The sequence below is a fragment of the Neoroseomonas eburnea genome, from assembly GCF_018129005.1.
In the GTDB taxonomy this organism is placed as follows: Bacteria; Pseudomonadota; Alphaproteobacteria; order Acetobacterales; family Acetobacteraceae; genus Neoroseomonas; species Neoroseomonas eburnea.
Window position 1 is genome coordinate 1 of record NZ_JAAEDL010000001.1, and the last position, 24,313, is coordinate 24,313.

The window sequence follows — 24,313 nt, forward strand, 5'->3', positions numbered from 1 at the left end:
CGGCACCGACCGCTCAGCCGCCCGCTGCCCCGCCCGTGGCGGTCCTGCCGCCGCCACCGCCGCCGGCCCCGCCGCCGGTCACGGCGGACCCCGAGCCGCCGGCAGCGTCACGCCCATCCCAGGCGGCGCAGTCGCCGCGCCCGCCGGTCACGCCGCCGCGCCAGCCTGCGCCGCCGCGGGAAGGCCCCGGGATCAGCGTGAAGCCGCCGATCCAGCGCGGCACGCCGGCGCCGGGATGGGACCCGAGCGGCAAGCCGCCCGGCTTCCGCTGATCACTCCTCGTCGTCGGAGCGCGAGGGCGGGCCAGCCAGCACGCCGCCATCGATCACGATGGTCTGCCCGGTCATGAAGGACCCGGCCGCGGAGGCGAGGAAGACCGCCGCGCCGGCGATCTCGTCGGGCTCGCCGATGCGCTTCAGCGGCGTGTCCTTGGTGCGCTTCTTGTAGATGCCCGGGTCCTCCCACAGCGCGCGGGCGAAGTCGGTGCGGATCAGGCCCGGGGCGATGGCGTTGGCGCGCACGTTCTTCGGGCCCCATTCGACCGCGAGGTTGCGCACGAGCTGCATGTCGGCCGCCTTGGAGATCGCGTAGGCGCCGAGCACCGGCGAACCGCGGAAGCCGCCGATCGAGGAGACGATGACGATGGAACCGCCGCCGCGCTCGGCCATGCCCGGCGCGGTCATGTGCGCGAGCCACAGGTTCGACTTGATGTTGGACGCCATGATCTTGTCGAAGATCTCGTCGGGCATGGTCATCGCCGGCCCGAAATGCGGGTTGATCGCGGCGTTGCAGACCATGATGTCGACCTGGCCCCAGGCGGCGACGGCGGCATCGATCAGCGCCTGGCATTCGCTCTTGCGGCCGATGTTGCAGGCGACGGCCATGGCGGTGCCGCCCTTGGCCGTGATGGCGTCCACCACTTCCTGGCAGGCCTCGACCTTGCGGGAGGAGACGACGACCTTGGCGCCGTGCTCGGCCAGGCGCTCGCAGATGGCGCGGCCGATGCCGCGGCTGCCGCCGGTGACGACGGCGACCTTGCCGGTGAGGTCGAAGAGGGACATGCGTTTCGCTCCCGTGACTGAGGATGCTGCAAGCGCAGCATGCGCGGCGCGGTTGGGCAACAGGGCGCGGCCCGCTTGCCGTCCGGGCGGTTCTGCCGGACACTTGCGCCAAGAGGGGCCGAAGTGGCCCGCATGCTTGCGAGGGAGTGACGCCCGTGTCCGGCTCTGCCGAATTCGTCCAGCACGTCCAGAATGGGGACGTGCATGTGCTGCGCCTTGCCAATCCGCCGGTGAACACGCTGCGGACGGAGATCCGGGCCGGGCTTCTCGCCGGCGTGAACGCGGCGAAGGCGGCGGGCGCCAAGGCAGTGGTGCTGATCGGCAGCGGCCGGATGTTCTGCGCCGGTGCCGAGATGACCGAGTTCGGCAAGCCGCGGCAGCCTCCCTCGCTGACCGAGGTGTTCGACGCCATCGAGGGCTATCCGGGCATCGTGGTGGCGGCGATCCATGGCTCCGCCCTCGGTGGCGGGCTGGAGCTCGCGCTTGCCTGCCATGCGCGCCTTGCCCTGGCGAATGCTCAGCTCGGCCTGCCCGAGGTGAAGCGCGGCTTCGTGCCCGGCGCCGGCGGCACGCAGCGCCTGCCGCGCATGATCGGTCCCGAGGAAGCGGCGAAGATCATCGTCTCCGGCGATCCCATCCCGGCGACCAAGGCGCAGAAGCTCGGCTTCGTCGATGCGATCATCGACGGCGACCTCGAAGAAGGTGCCGTCGCCTGGGCGCGCGCGAACATCGGCAAGACCTTCACCCTTGCGCGCAACCGCACGGACAGGATCGGCGGGCAGGACCCCGCGGCCTATGATGCGGTGGTCGCCGGGCTGCTGAAGCGCAGCCGCGGGCAGGAAAGCCCGAAGGGCTGCGCGGAGGCGGTGCGCGCCTCCTTCACCATGCCCTTCGAGAAGGGGCTGGAGAAGGAGCGCGAGCTGTTCCAGGCGCTGGTCTCCGGCGAGCAGTCCAAGGCGCTGCGCCACATCTTCTTCGGCGAGCGCGAGGTGCTGCGCATCCCCGGCCAGCCGGCCGATGCGAAGCCCCTGCCGGTCGAGCGCCTGGTGGTGATCGGCGGCGGCACCATGGGCGGCGGCATCGCCATGAGCGCGGCCAACCACGGCGTGCCCGTGACCATCGTCGAGATGACCGAGGAGGCGCTGCAGAAGGGCCTCGCGCGCTGCGACGCGAACTGGCAGCGCACCGTCTCGACCGGACGCCTGTCGCAGGCGGACTACGAGAAGCGCCGCGCGCTGCTGACCGGCAGCACGGATTTCGAGGGCACCGTCGCGAAGGCCGACCTGGTGATCGAGGCGGTCTTCGAGAACATGGAGGTGAAGAAGCAGGTCTTCGCGCGCCTCGACAAGGCGGCGCGGCCGGGGATCGTGCTCGCCACCAACACCTCGACGCTGGATGTGGACCAGATCGCGGGCGCGACCAGCCGGCCGGAACTCGTGGTCGGCATGCACTTCTTCTCGCCGGCGAACGTGATGCGCCTGCTTGAGAATGTGCGTGGGTCGAAGTCCTCCTGGGTGGCGATCGCGACGGCGACGGAATTCGGCAAGCGCATCGGCAAGCTGCCGGTCCTCGTCGGCAATTGCGACGGTTTCGTCGGCAACCGCATGACCGGCAAGCGCGGCCCGCAGGTGGAGAAGCTGCTGCTGGAAGGCTGCCTGCCGCAGGACATCGACCGCGTGATGGAAGGCTACGGCATGGCGATGGGGCCGCTGGCGGTGGGTGATCTCGCCGGGCTCGACATCGGTGCGGCGGTGCGCAAGGCGCGCGGCACTGTCGCTCCGGTGGCGGATGCGATCGTCGCCCTCGGGCGGTTCGGCCAGAAGACCGGCAAGGGCTGGTACATGTACGATGAGAAGCGCACCCGCATGCCGGACCCGGAGGTGGAGCGCATCATCCTCGAGGTCGCGGAGAAGATGCAGGTACGGCGCCGGAAGATCGAGGACCAGGAGATCCTCGAACGGCTGATGCTGCCGATGGTCAACGAGGGCGCGCGCATCCTCGAGGAAGGCGTCGCCTATCGCCCGGTGGATATCGACGTGATCTTCGCCAACGGCTTTGGCTGGCCGGCCTGGCGCGGCGGGCCGATGTTCTGGGCCGACACGCAGGGACTGAAGAACGTCCGCGACAAGCTGGCGCACTACGCCGCGGCGACGGGCGATGCGAACCTGAAGCCCGCGGCGCTGATCGAGAAACTGGCCGCCGAAGGCGGGTCCTTCGCCGGCATGGGCAGCAAGGCGGCCTGACGGAATCCAACGGGAGCAACGAGCATGGACCTCCGCTTCACCGACGAGGAACGCGCCTTCCGCGAGGAAGTGCGCGCCTGGATCGACGCGAACCTGCCCGCGGACACGCGGGAGCGCATGGCCTCCGGCCGCACGCCGACCAAGGCGATGCAGGTCGACTGGCAGCGGCGCCTGTACGACAAGGGCTGGGCGGTGCCGCATTGGCCCGTCGAGTGGGGCGGCCAGCCCTGGAGCGCGATCAAGCGCTTCATCCTGAGCGAGGAGATCCAGTCGACGCCCGCGCCCTCGCCGCTCGGCTTCAACTGCAACATGCTCGGGCCGGTGCTCGTCGCCTTCGGGACGGAGGAGCAGAAGAAGCATTTCCTGCCGAAGCTCGCCAGCCTCGACCTGTGGTTCTGCCAGGGCTTCTCGGAACCCGGCGCGGGGTCGGACCTCGCCAGCCTGAAATGCGCGGCGAAGAGGGACGGCGACCACTACATCGTCAACGGCCAGAAGACCTGGACGACGCTGGCGCAGCACGCCGACTGGATCTTCCTGCTGGTGCGGACCGACCCGGGTGCGGCGAAGCAGCAGGAGGGCATCTCCTTCCTGCTGGTGGACATGAAGACGCCGGGCATCACCGTGCGGCCGATCATCACCATCGACGGCGCGCATGAGGTGAACGAGGTCTTCTTCGACGATGTGAAGGTGCCCGTCGCCAACCTGGTCGGCACCGAGAATCGCGGCTGGGACTGCGCGAAGTTCCTGCTGTCCAACGAGCGCACCGGCCAGGCGCGCGTCGGGGCCTCGAAGGAGCGCATCCGCCGGCTGAAGCTGATCGCCAAGGAAGCCCCGGGTGGCGCGCGGCCGGTGATGGAAGACCCGCGCTTCCGGTCCCGCCTGACGGATGTGGAAGTCCAGCTCAAGGCGCTGGAGATGACGACGCTGCGCGTGCTGGCGGATGAGAACCGGCAGCTCAGCCGCGGCAAGCCGAACCCGGCATCGTCGGTGCTGAAGATCCGCGGGACGGAGCTGCAGCAGGCGATTTCCGAACTCTATGTCATGGCGGCGGGGCCGTATGGCCTCGCGGCGCCGAACGATCCCGAAGCGGATGGGCGGAACGAGCCGGACATCGCGCAGGATTGGCAGACGCTCGCCCAGGCGACCTACTTCAACTGGCGCAAGCAGAGCATCTACGGCGGATCCACCGAGATCCAGAAGAACATCATGGCCAAAGCATTCCTGGGGCTCTGAGACACATGGATTTCGATCTTTCCGAAGACCAGCGCCTGCTGCAGGACAGCCTGTCCAAGCTGCTGAAGGACAAGTACGGCTTCGAGCAGCGCAAGGGCTACATGGCCTCCGAGACCGGCTGGTCGCGCGAGGTCTGGGCCGCCTATGCCGAACTCGGCCTGCTCGGCATGCCCTTCGCCGAGGAGGATGGCGGCCTCGGCTACGGCGCCGTCGAGACCATGATCGTGACCGAGCAGATGGGACGCTCCCTGACGCTCGAACCCTTCATGTCCACGGTGGTGATGGGCGGCGGCTTCCTGCGCCATGGCGCGACGGCCGAGCAGCGCGCGGCGATGGTGCCGGAGATCGCGGCCGGCACCCTGCTGCTCGCCTTCGCGCATACCGAACCGCAGTCGCGCTTCGACCTGCACGACGTCGCGACGACGGCGAAGAAGGACGGTGCAGGCTGGGTGATCGATGGGCGCAAGGGTGTCGTCGTGCATGGCGACACGGCGGACCGGCTCATCGTCACGGCGCGCATCTCAGGCGCGCGTCGGGATCGCGATGGCATCGGCGTGTTCCTGGTGCCGGCGGATGCGCAGGGCGTGACGCGGCGGGGCTTCGGCACCGCGGACGGGCAGCGCGCGGCCGACATCACCTTCGACGGTGTGAAGGTCGGGGCCGAGGCGCTGCTGACCGGATCCGGCGGCGGCATCGCGCTGGTCGAGCGCGTGGCGGACGAGACCATCGCGGCGATGGCGGCCGAGGCCGTCGGCTGCATGGAAGCGGCGAAGGACCTGACGGTCGACTACCTGAAGACGCGCAAGCAGTTCGGGCGGCCGATCGGGTCCTTCCAGGCGCTGCAGCACCGCGCGGCGGAGATGATGGTCTGCCTCGAACAGGCGCGCTCGATGGCGATGCTCGCCGCGATGATGGCGAGCGAACCGGATGCCGCGGAGCGCCGCCGCCAGATGCGGGCCGTGAAGGTGGAGGTGGGCCGCAACGCCCGCTTCGTCGGCCAGCAGACGGTGCAGATGCATGGCGGCATCGCCATGACGATGGAGTATGCGGGCGGGCACTACCTGAAGCGGCTGACCGTCATCGAGAACATGTTCGGCGACATGGACCACCATCTCGCCGCGCTGAGCGAGGAAGGCGGCGTCTTCCTCGCGGCGTAGTCAAGGCCGGGGGAGAAGAACCTCCCCCGAACCCCCTCCCTTCTTTGTCACTTGGAGACTGACCTCCGAAGAAAGGTTCCCAAGTGCCAAAGAAGGTTGAGGGGGGCCCGGGGGGAGAAGTTCGCTTCTCCCCCCGTTCTTCACTTCATTCGCTGCACGGCTTCCCACACGCGTTCCGGCGTCGCCGGCATGTCGATGTGCATCCCGCCCAGCGCGTCCGACACTGCGTTCATCACCGCCGGCAGCGATCCGGCGCAGCCGGCCTCGCCGCACCCCTTGGCGCCGAGCGGGTTGGTCCTGCACGGGCTGGGCTGGCTCTCGAACCCGAAGGAGGGCAGGTCGTCCGCCCGCGGCAGCCCGTAATCCATGTAGGACCCGGTCAGGAGCTGCCCGTCCTCGGAATAGGCCACACGCTCGATCAGCGCCTGGCCGATGCCCTGCACGATGCCGCCATGCGCCTGGCCTTCGACCAGCAGCGGATTCACGATGACGCCGAAATCGTTCACTGACACATAGCGGTCAATCTTCACCGTGCCGATCTCCGGGTCGATCTCGACCTCGCAGATGTGGCAGCCGTTCGGGTAGGCCATCGGCGCCTGGTCGAAGACCGTGCGGCTGTCGAGCGCGTTCGGCACGTCCTGCGGCAGCGGGCCGATCTCCCGCAGCTTCGCGGCGAGCTCCATGATGCCGATGCCGCGGTCGGTGCCCATGATGGTGAAGCGGCCGGCGGCGAACTCGATGTCCTCGGCGGCTGCTTCCAGCACGTAGCCGGCGGCCTTGCGGCCCTTCTCGATGACCAGCTCGGCGGCTTCGAGGATGGCGGCGCCGGAGGCCATCAGCGACTTCGACCCGCCGGTGCCGCCGCCGGCGATCAGCCGGTCGGAATCACCCTGCACCAGCCTGATACTGTCGAAGGGCACGCCGAGCTTCTGGTGCAACACCTGGGCGAAGGGAGTCCAGTGACCCTGGCCGTAGTCGAGCGTGCCGGTGACGATGGTAACGGTGCCGTCCGGCTCGAAGACCAGCTCGCCCTGTTCCTTCATCGGCGGCGCGGTGCATTCGAGGAAATTGCCGACGCCACGCCCGCGCAGCATGCCGCGCGCCTCGCTTGCTGCCTTGCGCGCCGCGTAGCCGTCCCAGTCGGCGGCTTCCAGCGCCTTGTCGAGCAGCGCCGTGAAATCTCCCGAGTCGTAGACCGAGCCGTTGGTGGAGGTGAAGGGGAACTGCTCCGGCCTGATGTGGTTCAGCCTGCGCAGGGCGATCGGGTCCTTGCCCATCTCGCGCGCTGCCGTCTCGATCAGGCGCTCCATGAAGTAGTTGCCTTCCGGGCGGCCGGCGCCGCGGTAGGCGGAGATGGGCGTGGTGTTGGTCACCACGCAGCGCGTGTCCACCTGGAGCAGTGGCGTCTGGTAGTTCGTCTGGATGTTGCGGACGAAGTTGCCGGTGCCCATCAGCGGCGCGACGGTGGCGAGGTAGCCGCCCATGTTGCCGAAGGCGGTCAGGCGCACCGCGAGGAACCTGCCCTCGGCGTCCAGCGCCAGTTCCGCATCCACCTCGTGGTCGCGGCCGTGGCAGTCGGACAGGAAGGACCCGGTGCGCTCATCCGTCCACTTCACCGGCCGGCCGAGCACCTTCGCCGCGTGCAGCACGCAGGCATATTCCGGATAGGCGCTGGCCTTCATGCCGAAGGACCCGCCGACATTGCCGGTCAGGATGCGGACCTTCTCGACCGGAACCTTGAGGATGTCGTTCGCCATCTGGTTGCGCAGGCCGAAGACGCCCTGGCTGCCGACGCGCAGCACGTAGCGACCCTTGGCGGTATCCCATTCGCCGATCGCGGAACGCGGCTCCATGGCGCAGACGACGATGCGGCTGTTGCGGATGGACAGCCTGGTGACATGGGCGGCGCCGGCGAAGGCTTCCGCCACCTTGTCGGCGTCACCGAAATGGAAGTCGAGCACCACGTTCCCGGGAATGTGGTCGTAGAGCTGCGGCGCGCCGGGCGCGGCGGCGGCGGAGGCATCGGTCACCGCGTCGAGCGCGTCGATGTCCATCTCCACCGCCTCGGCGGCGTCCTTGGCCTGCGCCTTGGTCTCGGCGACCACGAAGGCGACCGGGTCGCCGACGAAGCGCACCTTGTCGGCGGCGAGCGGCCCGCGCTCGATGTTGATCAGCGGGCTGCCGTCGCGGTTCTTGAGCGGCAGCAGGCAACGCATCGGCCCGTATTCGGCCATGTCGGCCGCGGTGAAGACGCCGAGCACGCCCGGCATGGCCTTCGCCGCCTCGGTGCCGATGGCGTTGATGACGCCGTGCGCATAGGGGCTGCGCACCATGACGCACCAGACCTGGCCTTCGACGGCCAGGTCGTCCGTGTAGCGGCCCTGGCCGCGGAGAAGCGTGGGATCCTCCTGCCGCGGCACGGGCTGGCCGATCCCGAATTTGAGCATGGTGGGATCAGCCAGGATCGTATCGGGCATAGGGGCCTCGGGGCGCTGTGTCGGGATGCCCTACAGGTTAGGTCGAGTTTGCTGCAGCGCAACCCGGGGCCGCATCACGTGGCGGATTGGCGCGCCCAGGCGACGATCTGCTTCGCCGGCATGGCGCCGGCGCGCCGCGCCACTTCCCGCCCGCCGCGGAACAGGGCCAGGGTCGGGATGCTGCGGATCGCGAGTTCCTGCGCCAGCGCCGGCGCTTCCTCGGTCGACACCTTCACCAGGCGGACCATGGGTTCGAGAGTCGTGGCCGCGGCCTCGAATTCCGGCGCCATGGCGCGACACGGGCCGCACCAGGAGGCCCAGAAATCCACCAGCAGGGGCAGGGAGGAAGCCTGGAGGTGCCGCCGGAAGCGGGCCTCGTCCAAGGCGAGGGGGCGGCCTTCGAACAGCGGACGGCGGCAGGCACCGCAGACCGGGCGGTCGCCGAGCCGCGCCGCGGGCACGCGGTTCACCGCATCGCAATGGGGGCAGACGACCTGAAGAGGGTCGGACATGGCGCAACTCCGGATCGGATCGATAAGATCTTCGCCGGCCGCCGCCGGGCCTGCCTTGCGGCTGCGCAAGCGGCGGCTTGACCCGCGGGGCGGCCCCGCCCCAGCGTCCGCGGCCACCAGCGGGGGGAGTGCCATGGGCCGGGTTCTCGTCATCGGTTCCTACAATCGGGACACGGTGCTGCGCGTGGCGCGCTTTCCGCAACCTGGCGAAACCTTGGCGGCGTCGGGCATCGACCGCTTCCACGGCGGCAAGGGCAGCAACCAGGCGGTCGCCGCCGCGCGCGCCGGGGCCCAGGTCGCCATGGTCGCCGCCCTGGGGCAGGACGCTGCCGGCGATGCGGCAATGGAGCTCTGGGTTGCCGAGGGCGTCGATGCCGGGGCTGTCGCCCGCCTGGTCGGCCTGCCGACCGGGGAGGCGCTGATCCTCGTCGACGCCGAGGGCGAGAACGAGATCGTCGTCGTCGCCGGCGCCAATGCCATGCTCGATCCGGCGACGGCAGCCAGGGCGGCGGGCGGCGGGCCGATGCTGGTGGTGGCGCAACTCGAGACACCCCTGCCTGCGACCGAGGCTGCCTTTCGCGCGGCCCGCGCCGCCGGGGCGGTGACGCTGCTCAATGCCGCCCCGGCCCGGCCGCTGCCGGACTCGCTGCTGGCCGCGACCGACATCCTGGTGGTGAACGAGACGGAGGCCGCAATTCTGCTCGGCGGTGACGGCCCACGGGCCGAAGCGGCCGCCGCGCTGGCCTGGCGCAGCGGGCGGGGCGTGGTCCTGACGGCCGGCGCTGCCGGCGCCTACTGGGCGCCGCGCGGCGCGGGGCCGCTGCACCTGCCGGCTCCGGCGGTGACGGTGGTGGACAGCACCGGCGCCGGCGACGCCTTCATCGGGGCCTTCGCCGCCGCCCTTGCCGGCGGCCTGCCGGAGGCGGCGGCGCTGCGCCGCGGCGTGGTCGCCGGCGCCCTGGCCTGCGGCCGGCCGGGCGCGGTGCCGTCCCTGCCGCGACTCGAGGAGATCCTCGCGGCCGGCGGCTGATCCCTCGCGTCAGTAGCCGTAATATCCGTGGGGGTCGGGCTGCGCGTAATAGGGCTGCGGCTGCCAATAGGACCCCGGCGGCGGCTGGTAGGCCTGCGGCGGCGGGGGCGGCGGCTGGTAGTAGGGTGCGCTCACGTAGCCCGGCCCCGGCGAGGGGTAGTAGGTGGTCGCGCCAACCGGCGCCGGCGTGGCCATGTAGCTGGACTGCTGCTGCGGATAGCCCTGCCCGTAGCCGCCCTGGTAGGGCGCGGGCTGCTGGGGGGTGGTCGCGGCGCCGATCGCGGCTCCGCCGAGCCCGCCCGCCAGCGCGCCGATCGCCGCACCGCGGCCGCCGCCGGCCATGCCGCCGATCGCCGCGCCGGTGCCGGCGCCGATCAGCCCGCCGCCGACCGCGCGCTGGGTCGGATCGTAGGGGTTGGTGCAGGCTGCGGCGACCAGCGCCAGCAGCCCCAACGGGACAAGTCCTGGAATTCTCTTCATGGCTGCATCCTTGGCGAGCGCCGTGCCCTTGCGCCTGCAATCTGCGGTGGCGACATGGCGGGGATATGGCGACGCGGCGTGCCTCATGGCGCGTTCAGCGCCGCGGCCTCTCGAAGCCCCAGCGAGGCTCCGGCGGCGCGGAGGGCGGCCGGCCGACATAGCTGCCGGGCGGCTGCGGCGGCTCGTAGTAGCCGCCGCGTGCCGGGGGAACCGAAACCTCGGGGCGAGGACGGATCGGTCGCGGCGGCCGGTCCCAGTGTGGCGGCGGGGCCCAGTAGCCCAGGGGTGGCACGTAGGCGGGGCCCCAGCCATAGGTGAGGCTGCCCTGGGGTGCTGGTGCGGGCGGCGTGGCCGGGCGGGCGACGGGGGGCGCGGCGGGGGGCGCGCGTTCGGGCTCCGCCGAGGACGGACCGTAGATGACGTTCGGCTCGGGCGCTCCGTAGATCACGCGGGGCAGTGGCAGCGGCGCGTTGGGCTCCTGCGCTCCGGCCCCGGCCGCGAGGAGAAGCATCGGCAGCAAGGGGGACGCGCGTCGCATGGCAAAGGGTCCGTGGCGGTTCAGAACCGTCAGGGCGGAGGATAGCGCGGATCCGCACGATTCCGCAGCTTTGCCTACGCCGCTGTCCTACGGGCTATCGAGCACCCTCGCCATCGGCCCGGCGACCCTCCCGTGCGCGCCCCGCGCATCCGCTCCGCCGGACAGTCCAGGCCCGGAGAGCCGGAGCCGACGGGAGGGAGGTCCAGGGGGCCCGGCCCCCTGGCGGGGGTCTCGGGGGCGGCGCCCCCGAGCGGAGCGCGAGGCGGAGCCTCGCTGTCGCCTAGACCGGCCGGTCGCCCTTCTCGACGCGCAGGGTGCGGTTGTCGACGCCCGGCAACATGCGCGACGGGTCGCGGGTGACGATGACGTCGAGGATGGTCGGCGTGTCGGTGTTCGCCAACCCTTCGCGGATCGCCGCGCCCAGCCTGCCGGGGTCTTCCACGCGGATGCCGCGGCAGCCGAAGGCGCGGGCGGCGGCGGCGTAGTCGGTCTCGGCGAGTTCCGAGGACTGGTACTTTCCGGGCCCGTAGACGGCGTGCTGCAACGCCTTCACGTAGCCCGAGGCGCCATTGTTGAAGACGCAGAGGATGAAGTTGGCGCCGACGCGGCGCGCGGTCTCGATCTCGCCGATCGTCATGTTGAAGCCGCCGTCGCCGGTCAGGCCCACCACGCGCCGCCCAGGCCCGGCGGCAAGCTGCGCGCCGAGCGCCCCCGGCGCACCGTAGCCGATGGAGGCGAAGCCGCGATCGGCGATGAAGTGCCGCCCGGCCTTCCTGGTGTCGAACAGCAGTCCGCCCCAGTGGCCGGCGAAGCCGCCATCGGCGACGAGGATGTCCTCCTCCCCCATGGCCGCGTTCAGCTCGTTGATCAGGCGGCCGACATTGATCGGCGTCTCGTTCGATTCCAGCCGGTCGGCGGCGCCGACGCGCCAGGCGGCCATGCGCGGCGCGACGGCGCCGGCGAACTCCGCGCGGCCGTCGGGCAGCGGGCCGGAGGGCAGCGCCGCGAGCAGGTCTTCCAGCGCCAGCCGCGCATCGGCCGCCAGCGCGACATCGGCGCGGGTGGTGCGGCCGATCTCCTCCGGCACGATCTCGATGTGCACCACCGGCACGCCGGCCGGCATCAGCGAGAAGCGCTTCGTCGCGATCTCGCCGAGCTTGCAGCCGACGACGATGAGCAGGTCGGCTTCCGCGACGAAGTCGTTGGCGATGCGGCTGTAGCGCCCGAAGACACCGAGCGAGAGCGGGTGCGTGCAGGCGATCGCGCCCTTGCCCGACATGGTGTGCGCGACCGGGATGCGCCCGGCCTCGGCAAGCGCGAGCAGCGCGTCGTAGGCGGCGCTGACATGGATGCCGCCGCCGACCAGCAGCAGCGGGCGCTTCGCCCTGGCGAGCAGCGCGGCCGCACGGTTCAGCTCGTGCGGGTCGGGCCGCGTGCGGCGCGCCTGGGCCTGCAGCGTGCCGGGATCGGCCCAGATCTCGTCAGCGCCGAATTCGTGTTCGCCGTGGCAGACATCCTCCGGCACGTCGAGCACCACCGGGCCGGGGCGGCCGGAGGTGGCGACGGCGAAGGCGCGGCGCACCATCTCCGGGATGCGCTTCGTGCTCTCGACGCGGATGAGTTCCTTGCAGGCGGGGCGCAGGATCTCCACCTGCCGCGCCTCCTGCGTCATGTTCTTCCAGGCGTGGTCGCGATTGGCGTCGCCGGTGATGGCCACCAGCGGAATGCCGGCGTTGAGGCTTTCCACCAGGCCGGTCACGAGGTTCGTCGCCCCCGGCCCGAGCGTCGCGTCGACCACCCCGGGGCGGTTCGTCACCCGTGCCCAGGCGTCGGCGGCGAAGGTGCCGCAGCGTTCGTCGTTGATGAGGTAGTGCTTCAGGCCGAGCGCGCGCACCGCCTCGTAGAAGGGCAGCAACTGGAAGCCACCCATGCCGAACATCGGGCCCACATGATGGGCCTGGAGCATGCGCGCCAGCGCCTCCCCGCCCGTGATGGTCAGCGTCGCATTGGAGGGCGGGGCGTCGGTCACGCGCGGTGGTCCTTCTCGATCGCTTCGGCAAGCAGTGTGACGGCGTCGCGCACCCGCATGCCGGGCTTCAACCCAAGCGAGGCCGCGCATGCATTGACGCAGGAGATGATGCCGGTTTCGACGGCGGAGCGGCCATCGCCGATGCGCGCCGTCCAGGCGGAGTAGGTCGCGGCCGCGATGCCGCGCGCATCGAGCGCCGGCAGGCGCGTGAATCCCGCACCGTCGATGCCGCCATCGGCATCGTTGTAGAGCGCGGCGAAGACGGCGGCGCGGGCGGCGCTTTCGGGGCGACCGCCGAGCAGCCCGCCATGGCTGCCGGTGACGACGACCGTGCCGTCATCATCCGCCGTCATCAGCGAATTGGAGTCCATCGCGCAGGCGCGCGCGCGGTGCAGCCCGGGCAGGTCCACGGGAAAGCGGGACTCGACGCTGTCCGGGGCATCCATCACCGGCACCGGTGCGGCGGCGAGGCGGCGGGCGGCTTCCCGGCACCACATGCCGGGCTCGACGCCGAGTGCCGCGGCGGCGCGGTTCACATGGCTGACGACGCCGCGGCCGAGCAGATCGAAGCCGTCCCCGATGCGCGCGCTGCGGTGGGAACAGCAGGCGGCGGGAATGCCGAGCGGATCGAGATAGGCGAGCCCCGCGATGCCGGCGCCGTCGAGGCCGAGCCCCGCATCGTTCAGCACCACCCCGGCGGTGCGGGCCTTCGCCGCCAGGTAGGCGGCGTAGATCCCGCCATGGGAGCCGCCGACGATGACGCGCCCTTGCGCCTCCGGCCCCAGCCGGGTGACGCTGTCCACGACAATGAGCCGCTCCAGCATGGCGCTTGTCCTCCCTGCCCGGGAGTAGAGCGCGTTGCTTGCCGCGGCAAAAGGGGGAGGGGGTTCGCATGGTGGGGTCCGATGACCGGAGTGCGCAGGCGGCTGCGCCGCCGGGCGGCGGAGATCCGAGCCGGTCCCCGCATCGTCAGGGCTCCGCCTCCAACGAGACGGCACGGCGGCTCGCGATGCTGCGCGACATGGCGCGCATCCGCGCCTTCGAGCACGAGGCGGTTGCCGCGATGCGCAGCGGCCAGGCGCCGGGCGTGGTGCATCCCTCCATCGGGCAGGAGGGCGTGGCGGTCGGCGTCTGCGCCAACCTGCGCCGCGCGGACCGCATCACCAGCACTCATCGCGGCCACGGCCACGCCATCGCCAAGGGCGCGGACGCACGGGCGATGATGCTGGAACTGCATGGCCGCGCCGGCGGGTCGTGCGGCGGCAAGGGCGGGTCGATGCACATCGCCGATTTCGCGGTCGGCATGCTCGGCGCGAACGGCGTGGTCGGCGCCGGCATCCCGATCGCCTGCGGCGCGGCACAGGCCATCCGGCTGCGGCGCGCCGTCCGGTCGGCGGAAGCCGCAGCCCGCTTGGCCGGCGGGCAGCGGAACCGCGAACCGGCAGGCGCGGAGGAAGACGACGCGATCGTCGCCTGCTTCTTCGGCGATGGCGCGGTCAACCGCGGTCCCTTCCTGGAAGGGATGAACTGGGCGGCATTGTACCGCCTGCCGGTGCTCTTCGTCTGCGAGGACAATGGCTTCGCCGCCTTCACCCGCAACAGCGCGGTGACGGCGGGCGGCGGGCCGGCTGTCCGCGCCGAGGCCTGCGGCGTGCCGGCGATCGCCGTGGACGGGGAGGACGCGCTGGCGGTGGACGCGGTGGCGGCGGAACTCGTCGCGCGCATCCGCGGCGGCGCGGGGCCGCAGTTCCTGCACGCCAGGTGCTACCGTTGGGAGGGCCACACCGGCACCGACGCCGCCGCCTATCGCCCGGCGGAGGAAGCCGCCGCGGCGCGCGACCGCGACTGCATCCGGCGGCTCGCCGCGGCGCTGGCGACGGCGGGCGTCGCGGCGGAGGAGATCGCCGCCATCGAGGCCGAGGCAGCCGAGGAGATGGCCAGCCACCGTGCGGCCGCCATGGCCGCCCCCTGGCCCGACCCTGGCGCCGCCTTCAGCGACGTGCAGGATGCGGGGGCGCCGGCATGACCCGCATGAGCTTCGCCGAGGCCGCGCGCACCGCACTCGCCGAGGAGATGCGCCGCGACCCGTTGGTCTGGGCGCTGGGCGAGGACCTCGCGCAAGGCGGCATCTTCGGCCAGTACAAGGGCCTCGCGGAGGAGTTCGGCCCCGACCGCATCGTCTCCACCCCGATCAGCGAGAGCGCCATCATGGGCGCGGGCCTCGGCGCCGCGCTGTGCGGCACGCGTCCGGTGATCGAGATGCGCATCGCCGACTTCACCCTCTGCGCGATGGACGAGCTGGTCAGCCAGATCGCCAAGGTGCGCTACATGTTCGGCGGGCAGGGGCGCGCCGCGCTCGTGGTGCGCATGCCGCAGGGCATGTGGCGCAATTCGGCGGCGCAGCACAGCCAATGCCTGGAGGCCTGGCTGACGCATATCCCGGGCCTGGTCGTTGCCGCGCCCGGCACGCCGGCGGATGCCGCGGGGCTGTTGAAGGCCGCGATCCGCAGCGACGATCCGGTGGTGCTGATGGAGCCGAAGAACCTGTGGACCGCGGAAGGCGAGGTGCCCGAGGCGGTCGAGCCCGTCGCCCTCGGCGTCGCCCGCCAGGTGGCGCAGGGCGACGCTGCGACCGTCGTCACCTGGTCCGCCTGCGTGCCCGTGGTGGAGCAGGGCGCGCGCGACAGCGGCGTCGCCTGCGACGTCTTCGACCTGCGCAGCCTCTGGCCGTGGGACGAGGCGGCGGTGATCGCCTCGGCGCGCCGCACGGGCCGCTTGCTGGTGGTGCATGAGGCGGTGACCGTCTCCGGCTTCGGGGCGGAGGTGGTCGCGCGGGTGGTGGAAGCACTCGGGCCGGGCGGCCTGCGCGCGGTGGAACGGCTCGGTGCCCCGCGTGCGCCGGTGCCATTCAGCCCGCCGCTCGAGGACGCGATGCGCATGACGCCGGCGCGCGTCGTGCAGGCGATCCGGCGCGTCGCGTCGGCGAGGCATTGAAGAGTAAGCTTGCACGCACCGCGCGCGGGAGAGAAGGACGATCTCCCGCGCGCGTGCGCTGCGAAACAGGAACATTTCACTTGAGCGATGCGCTGCTGCGTGGTGCCTTCCGCGCCCACACGCGCAGCAGAGGGAGTGCGCCATGAGCATTGCCATTGGCCAGACGGCCCCGGATTTCGAAGCCGACACGACACAGGGACGCATCCGCTTCCACGAGTGGATCGGCGATTCCTGGGCCATCCTGTTCAGCCATCCTAAGGACTTCACGCCGGTCTGCACGACCGAGCTCGGCACCATGGCCGGGCTGAAGCCGGAGTTCGACAAGCGCAACACCAAGATCATCGGCCTCAGCGTCGATCCGGTGGGCGAGCACAGCCGCTGGGCCGACGACATCCGCGAGGTGACGGGCCATGCCGTGACCTATCCGATGATCGGCGACCCGACGCTGCATGTCTCCAAGCTCTACGGCATGCTGCCGGCGGATGCAGGGACCACATCGGAAGGGCGCACGGCCGCCAACAACCAGACCGTGCGCGTCGTCGTTATCATCGGGCCGGACAAGCAGGTGAAGTCCTACCTGGCCTATCCGATGACGGCCGGCCGCAACTTCGACGAGATCCTGCGGCTGCTCGACAGCCTGCAACTCACGGCGAAGCACAAGGTCGCGACGCCGGCCAACTGGAAGCACGGCGAGGATGTGATCATCGCCGGCTCGGTCTCGAACGAGGACGCGAAGAAGCTGTGGCCGCAGGGCTGGCGTGAGCCGAAGCCCTATATCCGCATCGTGCCGCAGCCGCAGGGCTGATCCTGGCGGCATGGGTCCATGGCCCGTGCCGAAGCCGTGAATGCGGCCCGCCGGTGGGCCGGCGACGCCGGGCAAGCCGCAGGTTTGCACTCGGCGCCCGAGGGCAGGAAATGGTGGATACCGGCGGCCGCTGGTTTGAATCCGCCGGGCCTTGCTGCCGACCTGTCGGCGGCGAGGCGCGGCGGTGTCGCGCGAAGGGTTGCTGTGGCGGCGGCGCGCGAAACAAGGCACGCATGGCGAGTCGGCCGAAAGGCTGGCCGGTTTGAGGCACCGGAAGGGGCGGATGCGATGCCCGCCTCTTCCCCACTACCCGAGCCCCATCGCCCGCGGCAGCCAGAGCGCGATATCCGGAAACACCACCACCAGCGCCAGCGCGACGAACATCGCGAGGATCATCCAGACCACCCAGGGGATGGTGGATTCCATGCTCACGCCGGCGATCCGGCAGGAGACCATGAGGTTCACCGCCATCGGCGGGGTGAACTGGCCGATCGCGATCTTCATGGTCAGGATCACGCCGAACCAGGTCAGGTCCCAGTGGAAGGTATTGGCGATCGGGATCAGCACCGGCAGCAGGATCAGGAAGGTGGAGACACCGTCGAGGAACATGCCGATGACGATCAGCACCAGCATGAGCAGCCCGATGGTGCCGTATTCGCCGAGGCCGAGCCCGACCACCCAGGTCGCGATCGGCTGCACGATGCCGAGCGTCGAGGTGGACCATGCGAAGACGCTCGCCAGCGCCACGACGATGAGGATGACGGCCGAGAGCTCGCCCGCCTCCACCAGCATCTCGTAAAGGTCGCGCAGGGTGAGGCTGCGGTAGACCACGAAGCCGACGAACAGGCCGTAGGCGACGGCCAGCACCGCCGCCTCGGTCGGCGTGACGAAGCCGGAGCGCATGGCGCCGAGGATGACGACCGGCGCCATCAGGCCCCAGATCGCCTCCTTGAAGGTGGTCCAGACGCGCAGGCGCTCCTCGGTGCGCGCCTTGCCGCCGAAATCCTTGACCATCGAGATGATCACGATCGGGACGATGATGGCGAAGCCGGCCAGGATCCCGGGGAACATGCCGGCCATGAAGATGGCTGGCACCGAGACGCCGGGCACCAGCACCGCGTAGATGATGAAGGCGATGGAGGGCGGGATGAGGATGTCCGTCGCCGCCGCCGCGCCGACCGTGCTGGCGATGAAGGATCGCGGGTAGCCATCCTTCACCATGCTGCGCGTGACCACCTGGCCGACCGCGGCCGAGGTGGCAGGCCCCGAGCCGGAGATGCCGCCGATCACCATGGCGACCAGCACGGCGACCGAGGCGAGCGCGCCGCGCCCCGCGCCGACCAGGGCGGTCGCGAAGCGCACGAGCCGCAGCGCCACGCCCGTCCGGTCGAAGACGCTGCCGACCAGCACGAACATCGGGATGGCCATGAGCGGGTATTTCGCGATGCCGGCATAGACATTGGTCGGCATGGCAAAGATGGACTGATCCGCCAGCACGATGGCGGTCGCGCCCGCCAGGCCCAGGGCGACGGCGATCGGCACGCCGCCGAGCAGCATGATGGTGAACAGCGCGAAGAGGGTGACGCCGATCATCGGATCAGCCCTCCGCCCCGCGCAGAACGCGCATCAGCCGCCCGGCGGCACGACCGATGACGACAAGCGAGAGCAGCGGCAGCCACCCGGTATAGAGCCAGTTCGGGTGGCCGAGGCCGTTCGACAGCACCTCGAAGCGGTATTCGTCGTAGGCGAGGCGGGCGCCGTACCAGGCCAGCAGGGCGAAGCAGGCGATCGTCAGGACCATCGCGGCCGCCTCGGCCCAGCGCCGGTAGGCCGGTGGCCCTTCGTCGATCAGCACGCCGATGCGGATATGCCGGCCCGTCGCCGTGGCCAGTGCGGTCCCGAGCAAGGCCACGACGACCATCAGCGCGACCGAGTATTCCTCGGTGAAGGCGAGGGAGACGTTGGTCAGGTAGCGCGTGACGACGTTGGCGGCGGTGATCAGCGCCATCGCGGCCATGGCGGCGGCAATGAGGACTTCCTCGATACGCAGCGGGACCCGCGTATGCGGGCCGGTCCGCTCGGCGGTCGGGTCGGGCTCGGCGCTCACACTCAGGCCGTCGCGGCGCGGATGGCGGCCTCGGCCTTGCGGACCAGCTCGGCGCCGACGGTCTGCGACCACTTCTCGTAGACCGGACGCGTGGCGCGGGCGAATTCCGCCTTTTCCTGCGCGGTGAGGACGGTGACCTCCACCCCGCGGCGCCGCAGTTCCTGCATCGAGGAATCGTCGCCGCCGTCGAGGCCGAGGCCGCGCCGCGTCAGCGCGATCTGGTTGCGGCCGGCTTCCTCGGCGCATTCGCGCACGAGCTGCTTGTCGGCGTCGGTGAAGCTGTTCCAGACGCTGCGGGAGAGGCAGAAGATCAGCGGGTCGTTGACGTAGTTCCACACCGTCAGGTGCTTCTGCGCCAGCGTGTCCATGCGGAAGGCGAGGAAGAGATTGATCGGGTTCTCCTGCCCGTCCACCGCGCCGGTGGACAGCGCCGGCTGCAGGTCGGCGAAGGACATCTGCACCGGATTGGCGCCGAGGGTGTTGTAGATGTCGCTGAAGATCGCCCCCGCCGCGAAGCGGATCTTCATGCCGCGCAGGTCGGCCGGCGTGCGGATGGCGCGCTTGGAGTTGGAGATCTCGCGGAAGCCGTTCTCGCCCCAGGCGAGGGGCACCACTTCCCGCCGCTCCATCACGCCGAAGATGTCGCGGCCGACCTCGCCGCCGATCAGCGCGTCGAGCGCCTTGTGGTTCGGCATCAGGAACGGGAGCTGGAACAGCCCGACCTCCCGCACCTGCGGGGCGATGTTGATGGTGCTGAACACCGAGAAGTCGATCACGCCCTGGCGCATCGCCACCAGCTCGCGCGTCTGGTCGCCGCCGACGAGCTGGCTGCCGGGATAGACCTTCACGTTGATGCGGCCGCCGGAACGCTGGGTGACCAGCTCGGCCCACTGGAAGGCGCCTTCGGCGAAGGGAATGGGCCGGTTGCCGACCACCGAGAGCTTGTATTCCGGCCGGTACTGCGCCTGCGCGCGGGCGAGGCCGGGCAGGGCGAGCCCCGCCCCGGCGGCGCCCAGAAGCAGGCTGCGGCGCGATGCGCCGGTCATGGTCTCGGTCATCTGGCGTTGCTCCCTCGATGATTCTTCGGCTGCGACGGTGTTCGGCGCTTGGCTGCAAGACTTGCCCGGCCGGGGCGGCGACCGCAAGCGGCGACCCGTTCTTGCGACCCGCGCCGCGGCGCGGCAGACCAAGGGGGATGGGAGGAAGAACGGCATGATACCCACCTCGAACCTTGCCAGCCTGCTCTTGCAGACGGCGCGGCGGCTGCCGGACCACCCGGCCCTGGTCTGGCGCGACCGGCGCTGGAACTGGGGCGAGTTGGCGGCCCGCGTGACGGCCGCGGCGGCGGCGCTGCGGGCGCGCGGCGTGGCGAAGGGCGACCGGGTGCTGGTCCATGCCCGCAATGGCAACGCCATCTTCGAGTCCGGCTGGGCCTGCTGGCTGATCGGCGCCGTCTGGGTGCCGACGAATTTCCGCCTGAGTCCGCCGGAGGTGGCCTTCCTCGCCGCCAACGCCGGCTGCCGTGCGCAAGTCTTCGACACCGGCTTCCCGGAGCACCGTGCCGCCGCACAGGCCGGCAATCCGCACTGCATGCTGGACGTCGCGATCGGGGAGGGGGAGGGCCTCACCTGGGATGATCTGGTGGCCGAGGGCAGCGGCGCGCCTGTCACTCTCACCGAGGCGGTCGATCGCGACCATCCGGCCTGGCTGTTCTACACCTCGGGCACGACCGGCCGGCCGAAGGGCGGCACGCTGACGCATGGCCAGCTCGCCTTCGTCGTGACGAACCACATCGCGGACCTGATGCCCGGGCTGACGCATCGCGACGCGTCGCTGGTGGTGGCCCCTCTATCCCACGGCGCGGGCATCCACGCGATGGCGCAGGTGGCGCGCGGCGCGGTGTCCGTGCTGCTGCCGGGCGAGCGCCTCGACGTGCCGGAGGCCTGGCGCCTGGTGGAGAAGCATCGCGTCAGCAACATGTTCACCGTGCCGACGATCCTGAACGAGCTGTGCCGCGATGCCAGCGTCGATGCGCACGACCATTCCTCGCTGCGCCACGTGATCTACGCCGGCGCGCCGATGTACCGGGAGGACCAGAAGCACGCGCTGCGCAAGCTGGGGTCCTGCCTGGTGCAGTATTTCGGCCTCGGCGAGGTGACGGGCAACATCACTGTCCTGCCGCCGGAGTGGCACAGCCTGGAGGATGATCCGGCTTTCCCGATCGGTTCCTGCGGCTATGCGCGCACCGGGATCGAGATCGCGATCCTCGATGGCGGGAACCGGCCGCTGCCGGCGAACGAGACCGGCGAGATCTGCGTGCGCGGCCCCGCGGTCATGGCGGGCTACTTCGGCAACGAGGAAGCGACGGCGAAGGCCTTCGCCGGCGGCTGGTTCCACACCGGAGACCTCGGCCATCTCGATGCGCGCGGCTTCCTCACCATCACCGGGCGGCAATCGGACATGTACATCTCCGGCGGGTCCAACGTGTATCCGCGGGAGGTGGAGGAAGCCCTGCTGACACATCCGGCCGTGGCGGAAGCCTGCGTCGTCGGCGTGCCGCATGAGAAATGGGGAGAGACGGGCGTCGCGGTGCTGGTGGCGCAACCGGACGCGACGATCGACCCCGCCGCGGTGATGGCGCATCTCGACGGACGGCTCGGGCGGTACAAATGGCCGTCGCGCATCGTGGTGTGGGATGCGCTGCCGCGGTCAGGCTACGGCAAGGTGCCGAAGAACGAGGTGAAGCGGCTGCTGGCGGAGCGGGGGGAAGATTGAAAAGGTCGGGGGAGAAGAGAACTTCTCCCCCGAACCCCCTCAACCTTCTTCGGCACCTTGGCGCTGACCTCGGCTGTCAGTCCCCAAACGACAAGGAAGGGAGGGGGATCGGGGGAGGTTCTCCTCCCCCGACCTTCCTCCGTCAGCCGCGCCCTTCGAACGGCATCTTCGTCGCCTTGATCGTCAGCGTGAAGATGTTCGACTCCAGCGGCAGGTTCGCCATGTGCAGGATCGCCTGGCCGACATGGTTCACGTCCATGGTCGGCTCCACCGCGACGCTGCCGTCGGCCTGCTTCACGCCCTTCGACATGCGCGCCGTCATCGGCGTCGCGGCGTTGCCGATGTCGATCTGCCCGGCGCAGATGTCGTACTTGCGCCCGTCGAGCATCAGCGACTTGGTGAGCCCCGTGATGGAGTGCTTCGTCGCCGTATAGGGCGCGCTGTCCGGCCGCGGCGTATGCGCGCTGATCGAGCCGTTGTTGATGATGCGCCCGCCCTGCGGCGACTGGTCCTTCATGATGCGGAACGCGGCCTGGGCGCAGAGGAAGGACCCGGTCAGGTTCACCGCCACCACGCGCGACCAGTCGGCGTAGGTCAGGTCCTCGAAGGGCGTGCCGGGCACGTTCTGGCCGGCATTGTTGAACAGCAGGTCGAGCCGCCCGAAGCGCTGCTTCACCGTGCCGAACAGCGCATCGACCGAAGCCGGGTCGGCGACATCCGTGGCAACGGGAATGGCGCGCGGCGCATCGCCGCCGGCGAGTGCGGCGGTCTCCTGCAGCGCCTCGGTCCGCCGCCCGGCGAGGAAGACGGTCCAGCCGCCCCCCAGCAGGGCGAGCGCGGCGGCGCGGCCGACGCCCGTACCGGCCCCCGTGACGACGGCGATCTTGCTGGACGTGCTCATCTGCGTTTCCTCATCGGCAGCTTCGGGTCGGCGGCAATGTGCGCGGGCGGCGCGGGGCTGGCAACGCCGTCAGTAGACGGCACGGCCGCCGGAGATGTCGAAGACGCCGCCGGTCGAGAAGGAGCATTCCTCCGAGGCCAGCCAGCAGGCCATCGCCGCGATCTCCTCCACCTTCACGAAGCGGTCCATCGGGATCTTCCCCCGCATCCAGGCGACCTGCTCGGCCGTCATCTGCTTGAACAGGTCGGTCTCGGCCGCCGCCGGGGTGATGCAGTTGGCGAGCACGCCGGTCTTCGCCAATTCCTTGCCGAGCGACTTGGTGAAGCCGATCAGCCCGGCCTTGGATGCGCTGTAGTGCGACGCATTCGGATTGCCTTCCTTGCCGGCGATGGAGGCGATGTTCACCACGCGCCCATAGCCCGCCGCGATCATCCCCGGCACGACGGCGCGGGTGACGAGATAGGGCGCGATCAGGTTCACCTCGACCACGCGCTTCCATTCGGCCACCGGCAATTCCCAGGACGGGGCATTGCCGCCGGTGATGCCGGCGTTGTTGACCAGGATGTCCACCCGGCCATGCGCGGCGAGCGTCGCCTGCAGCGCGGCGCCGATCGCGGCCTCATCCGTCAGGTCGAGCGCATGGGCGCTGGCGCGGCCGAGCGAGGCGGCGGCCTCGGCGCCGGTGGCCGCATCCATGTCCCACACCGCCACCGCCGCGCCCGAATCAACCGCGCGCCGGGCGATGGCGAGCCCTATGCCGCGTGCCGCACCGGTGACGATCGCCACGCGGCCCGAAAGATCCAGACGGTTCATGGCGTTCCCCCGCGATGCCGTGCGCAGTCTCGACCAGTGAGCGTGCGACGGGAAGGGGGGCAGTAACCGGACGGTTCCCATGGCGCGCCTTCCCCCCCTATAGTCCGGCCAGAGCCGGCACCAAGCCGGCCTGGCAAAGGGAGAGTGCGTTCATGAAGCGACGGGACCTGGCGCGCGGCCTCGCGGCCGGCACGGTCCTGCTGGCGGCCCCGCGTGTCGCGCGGGCGCAGCAGGCCATCACCCTGAACGGCGCCGTGCAGTTCAACGACGACCACGTCTTCACCCGCGCCCTGGTGCGGTTCGAGGAGCTGGTGAAGCAGTACTACACCGCCCAGCCGGTGAACTTCGTGCTGCACAAGAACTCCAGCCTTGGGCTCGAGAAGCAGTATTTCGAATACATGTCGGCCGGGCGCGGCGCGGTGGATTACGGCATCGTCTCCCCGGCGCACATGTCCACCTTCAGCCGCGCCGCACCCTTCGTCGACGCGCCCTTCCTGTTCCGCGACCTGGCGCACTGGAACCAGGTGCTGGACCAGGACCTGTTCGCGCCGGTGGCTCAGGAGATCGAGCGCCGCGCCCGCGTCGCGCTGATCGGCTATGCCGGCGGCGGCGTGCGCAACATCTTCGCCAACAAGCGCGTCACCAACATGGCGGAACTCCGCGGCCTCAAGGTCCGCGTACAGGGCGCGCCGATCTGGTCGCGGACCTTCCAGGCGGCAGGGATGGCGCCCACGGTCATCGCCTACAACGAGGTCTACAACGGCATCCAGAACAACGTCATCGAGGCCGGCGAGAACGAGGCCGCGGGCGTCGAGGCGATGCGCTTCTACGAGGTGGCGCCGAACCTCATCATGACGCAGCACGCCATCACCATCCGGCCGCTGTGCTTTTCGACCCAGACCCTGTCGCGCCTGCCCGCACCGCTGCAGGAGGCGATCCGCCGCGCCGGCAAGGAAGCCGGCACCTTCGGCCGCCAGGCCGAGAGCAGCGAGGATGGCCAGAAGCTCGACCAGCTCGAACGCGCCGGCCGCCTGCGCCGCGTCGAGTTCACCGAACGCGCCGAGCTGAAGCGCGCGGTCGATCCGGTGATGGCCGCCTATGCGCGCGAGGTCGATGCGGAGACCATCTTCACCCGCATCAACGCCATCGCCTCCTGAT

Annotated in this window: 22 protein-coding genes; 9 read left to right on the forward strand and 13 right to left on the reverse strand. The window is 70.6% G+C overall.

Translation table 11 applies throughout. The features are described 5' to 3' along the window. Positions 1-13: 13 nt before the first annotated feature. Both GXW74_RS00005 and GXW74_RS00010 read right to left on the reverse strand, forming a co-directional pair. Positions 14-253 carry a hypothetical protein gene (locus GXW74_RS00005; protein ID WP_211844225.1) on the reverse strand — a complete coding sequence of 80 codons (240 nt, stop codon included), beginning with the start codon at positions 251-253 and terminating at the stop codon, positions 14-16. Between the two features lie 19 nt (positions 254-272). Continuing rightward, positions 273-1,061, reverse strand: a complete 789-nt coding sequence (locus tag GXW74_RS00010) for an SDR family NAD(P)-dependent oxidoreductase (protein WP_211844226.1) — start codon at positions 1,059-1,061, stop codon at positions 273-275. 155 nt (positions 1,062-1,216) lie between these two features. Here GXW74_RS00010 and GXW74_RS00015 point away from each other — a divergent pair, with 155 nt between their 5' ends. The 3 genes from GXW74_RS00015 to GXW74_RS00025 are packed head-to-tail and all read left to right on the forward strand — an operon-like array spanning position 1,217 to position 5,694. Then, positions 1,217-3,304, forward strand: a complete 2,088-nt coding sequence (locus tag GXW74_RS00015; protein WP_338148093.1) for a 3-hydroxyacyl-CoA dehydrogenase NAD-binding domain-containing protein — start codon at positions 1,217-1,219, stop codon at positions 3,302-3,304. A gap of 24 nt (positions 3,305-3,328) precedes the next feature. Continuing rightward, positions 3,329-4,537, forward strand: a complete 1,209-nt coding sequence (locus tag GXW74_RS00020) for an acyl-CoA dehydrogenase family protein (RefSeq protein WP_211844228.1) — start codon at positions 3,329-3,331, stop codon at positions 4,535-4,537. Between the two features lie 5 nt (positions 4,538-4,542). Further along, the gene (locus tag GXW74_RS00025) at positions 4,543-5,694 is read left to right on the forward strand and encodes an acyl-CoA dehydrogenase family protein (protein ID WP_211844229.1); all 1,152 of its coding nucleotides are present in this window, start codon (positions 4,543-4,545) and stop codon (positions 5,692-5,694) included. A 140-nt stretch (positions 5,695-5,834) separates the two neighbouring features. Here GXW74_RS00025 and GXW74_RS00030 read toward each other — a convergent pair whose 3' ends face one another. Both GXW74_RS00030 and trxC read right to left on the reverse strand, forming a co-directional pair. Next, a complete protein-coding gene (locus GXW74_RS00030) occupies positions 5,835-8,171 on the reverse strand; it encodes a xanthine dehydrogenase family protein molybdopterin-binding subunit (RefSeq protein WP_211844230.1) in 2,337 nt (778 codons plus the stop codon). A 74-nt stretch (positions 8,172-8,245) separates the two neighbouring features. After that, positions 8,246-8,683, reverse strand: coding sequence for a thioredoxin TrxC (gene trxC, locus GXW74_RS00035; protein WP_211844231.1), 438 nt, complete (start codon positions 8,681-8,683; stop codon positions 8,246-8,248). A 133-nt stretch (positions 8,684-8,816) separates the two neighbouring features. On the opposite strand from trxC, the gene GXW74_RS00040 reads away from it, so the two are divergent. Beyond that, a complete protein-coding gene (locus tag GXW74_RS00040; RefSeq protein ID WP_211844232.1) occupies positions 8,817-9,713 on the forward strand; it encodes a ribokinase in 897 nt (298 codons plus the stop codon). 9 nt (positions 9,714-9,722) lie between these two features. Here the strand turns inward: GXW74_RS00040 and GXW74_RS27785 are convergent, their stop codons facing one another. From GXW74_RS27785 to GXW74_RS00060, 4 genes are all read right to left on the reverse strand, one after another. Further along, positions 9,723-10,193: a YMGG-like glycine zipper-containing protein gene (locus tag GXW74_RS27785; protein ID WP_246522697.1), complete on the reverse strand. Its 471-nt coding sequence runs from the start codon at positions 10,191-10,193 to the stop codon at positions 9,723-9,725. A 94-nt stretch (positions 10,194-10,287) separates the two neighbouring features. After that, a complete protein-coding gene (locus GXW74_RS00050) occupies positions 10,288-10,731 on the reverse strand; it encodes a hypothetical protein (protein WP_211844233.1) in 444 nt (147 codons plus the stop codon). Positions 10,732-11,011: 280 nt separating this feature from the next. Further along, positions 11,012-12,760, reverse strand: a complete 1,749-nt coding sequence (locus tag GXW74_RS00055) for a thiamine pyrophosphate-binding protein (protein WP_338148095.1) — start codon at positions 12,758-12,760, stop codon at positions 11,012-11,014. After that, positions 12,757-13,584 carry a hypothetical protein gene (locus GXW74_RS00060; protein ID WP_211844235.1) on the reverse strand — a complete coding sequence of 276 codons (828 nt, stop codon included), beginning with the start codon at positions 13,582-13,584 and terminating at the stop codon, positions 12,757-12,759. Before GXW74_RS00060 ends, GXW74_RS00055 begins: the two co-directional genes overlap by 4 nt. Positions 13,585-13,652: 68 nt before the next feature. Between GXW74_RS00060 and GXW74_RS00065 the strand changes: the two genes are divergently transcribed. The 3 genes from GXW74_RS00065 (at position 13,653) to GXW74_RS00075 (ending at position 16,559) form a co-directional block, all read left to right on the forward strand. Then, positions 13,653-14,786 carry a thiamine pyrophosphate-dependent dehydrogenase E1 component subunit alpha gene (locus GXW74_RS00065; protein WP_246522698.1) on the forward strand — a complete coding sequence of 378 codons (1,134 nt, stop codon included), beginning with the start codon at positions 13,653-13,655 and terminating at the stop codon, positions 14,784-14,786. After that, on the forward strand, positions 14,783-15,754 hold the full coding sequence (locus tag GXW74_RS00070) for an alpha-ketoacid dehydrogenase subunit beta (protein WP_211844236.1): 972 nt from the start codon (positions 14,783-14,785) through the stop codon (positions 15,752-15,754). Before GXW74_RS00065 ends, GXW74_RS00070 begins: the two co-directional genes overlap by 4 nt. A gap of 142 nt (positions 15,755-15,896) precedes the next feature. Further along, positions 15,897-16,559, forward strand: a complete 663-nt coding sequence (locus GXW74_RS00075; RefSeq protein WP_211844237.1) for a peroxiredoxin — start codon at positions 15,897-15,899, stop codon at positions 16,557-16,559. A 306-nt stretch (positions 16,560-16,865) separates the two neighbouring features. Here GXW74_RS00075 and GXW74_RS00080 read toward each other — a convergent pair whose 3' ends face one another. From GXW74_RS00080 to dctP, 3 genes are read right to left on the reverse strand one after another with little or no spacing between them, the layout of a single operon-like run. Beyond that, the gene (locus GXW74_RS00080) at positions 16,866-18,152 is read right to left on the reverse strand and encodes a TRAP transporter large permease (RefSeq protein ID WP_211844238.1); all 1,287 of its coding nucleotides are present in this window, start codon (positions 18,150-18,152) and stop codon (positions 16,866-16,868) included. Between the two features lie 4 nt (positions 18,153-18,156). Continuing rightward, positions 18,157-18,666, reverse strand: a complete 510-nt coding sequence (locus GXW74_RS00085; protein ID WP_338148096.1) for a TRAP transporter small permease — start codon at positions 18,664-18,666, stop codon at positions 18,157-18,159. 2 nt (positions 18,667-18,668) lie between these two features. After that, complete coding sequence (gene dctP, locus GXW74_RS00090) at positions 18,669-19,724, reverse strand: TRAP transporter substrate-binding protein DctP (RefSeq protein ID WP_246522699.1); 1,056 nt, start codon at positions 19,722-19,724, stop codon at positions 18,669-18,671. Between the two features lie 154 nt (positions 19,725-19,878). Between dctP and GXW74_RS00095 the strand changes: the two genes are divergently transcribed. After that, a complete protein-coding gene (locus GXW74_RS00095) occupies positions 19,879-21,441 on the forward strand; it encodes an acyl-CoA synthetase (protein ID WP_211844239.1) in 1,563 nt (520 codons plus the stop codon). Between the two features lie 142 nt (positions 21,442-21,583). On the opposite strand, the gene GXW74_RS00100 is transcribed toward GXW74_RS00095, so the two are convergent. After that, positions 21,584-22,342 carry an SDR family oxidoreductase gene (locus tag GXW74_RS00100; protein ID WP_211844240.1) on the reverse strand — a complete coding sequence of 253 codons (759 nt, stop codon included), beginning with the start codon at positions 22,340-22,342 and terminating at the stop codon, positions 21,584-21,586. 69 nt (positions 22,343-22,411) lie between these two features. Further along, positions 22,412-23,155 (reverse strand): SDR family NAD(P)-dependent oxidoreductase, encoded by a 744-nt coding sequence (locus tag GXW74_RS00105; RefSeq protein ID WP_211844241.1) that lies wholly within the window; start codon positions 23,153-23,155, stop codon positions 22,412-22,414. A gap of 152 nt (positions 23,156-23,307) precedes the next feature. Here GXW74_RS00105 and GXW74_RS00110 point away from each other — a divergent pair, with 152 nt between their 5' ends. Next, positions 23,308-24,312: a TRAP transporter substrate-binding protein gene (locus GXW74_RS00110; RefSeq protein WP_211844242.1), complete on the forward strand. Its 1,005-nt coding sequence runs from the start codon at positions 23,308-23,310 to the stop codon at positions 24,310-24,312. The last annotated feature ends 1 nt before the right edge of the window (position 24,313 follow it).

Coding starts and splice junctions, on each gene's coding strand:
- GXW74_RS00010 (WP_211844226.1), bottom strand. CDS start 1,061: ATGTCCCTCTTCGACCTCACCGGCAAGGTCGCCGTCGTCACCGGCGGC.
- GXW74_RS00020 (WP_211844228.1), top strand. CDS start 3,329: ATGGACCTCCGCTTCACCGACGAGGAACGCGCCTTCCGCGAGGAAGTG.
- GXW74_RS00025 (WP_211844229.1), top strand. CDS start 4,543: ATGGATTTCGATCTTTCCGAAGACCAGCGCCTGCTGCAGGACAGCCTG.
- GXW74_RS00030 (WP_211844230.1), bottom strand. CDS start 8,171: ATGCCCGATACGATCCTGGCTGATCCCACCATGCTCAAATTCGGGATC.
- trxC (WP_211844231.1), bottom strand. CDS start 8,683: ATGTCCGACCCTCTTCAGGTCGTCTGCCCCCATTGCGATGCGGTGAAC.
- GXW74_RS00040 (WP_211844232.1), top strand. CDS start 8,817: ATGGGCCGGGTTCTCGTCATCGGTTCCTACAATCGGGACACGGTGCTG.
- GXW74_RS27785 (WP_246522697.1), bottom strand. CDS start 10,193: ATGAAGAGAATTCCAGGACTTGTCCCGTTGGGGCTGCTGGCGCTGGTC.
- GXW74_RS00050 (WP_211844233.1), bottom strand. CDS start 10,731: ATGCGACGCGCGTCCCCCTTGCTGCCGATGCTTCTCCTCGCGGCCGGG.
- GXW74_RS00060 (WP_211844235.1), bottom strand. CDS start 13,584: ATGCTGGAGCGGCTCATTGTCGTGGACAGCGTCACCCGGCTGGGGCCG.
- GXW74_RS00065 (WP_246522698.1), top strand. CDS start 13,653: ATGGTGGGGTCCGATGACCGGAGTGCGCAGGCGGCTGCGCCGCCGGGC.
- GXW74_RS00070 (WP_211844236.1), top strand. CDS start 14,783: ATGACCCGCATGAGCTTCGCCGAGGCCGCGCGCACCGCACTCGCCGAG.
- GXW74_RS00075 (WP_211844237.1), top strand. CDS start 15,897: ATGAGCATTGCCATTGGCCAGACGGCCCCGGATTTCGAAGCCGACACG.
- GXW74_RS00080 (WP_211844238.1), bottom strand. CDS start 18,152: ATGATCGGCGTCACCCTCTTCGCGCTGTTCACCATCATGCTGCTCGGC.
- dctP (WP_246522699.1), bottom strand. CDS start 19,724: ATGACCGAGACCATGACCGGCGCATCGCGCCGCAGCCTGCTTCTGGGC.
- GXW74_RS00095 (WP_211844239.1), top strand. CDS start 19,879: ATGATACCCACCTCGAACCTTGCCAGCCTGCTCTTGCAGACGGCGCGG.
- GXW74_RS00100 (WP_211844240.1), bottom strand. CDS start 22,342: ATGAGCACGTCCAGCAAGATCGCCGTCGTCACGGGGGCCGGTACGGGC.
- GXW74_RS00105 (WP_211844241.1), bottom strand. CDS start 23,155: ATGAACCGTCTGGATCTTTCGGGCCGCGTGGCGATCGTCACCGGTGCG.
- GXW74_RS00110 (WP_211844242.1), top strand. CDS start 23,308: ATGAAGCGACGGGACCTGGCGCGCGGCCTCGCGGCCGGCACGGTCCTG.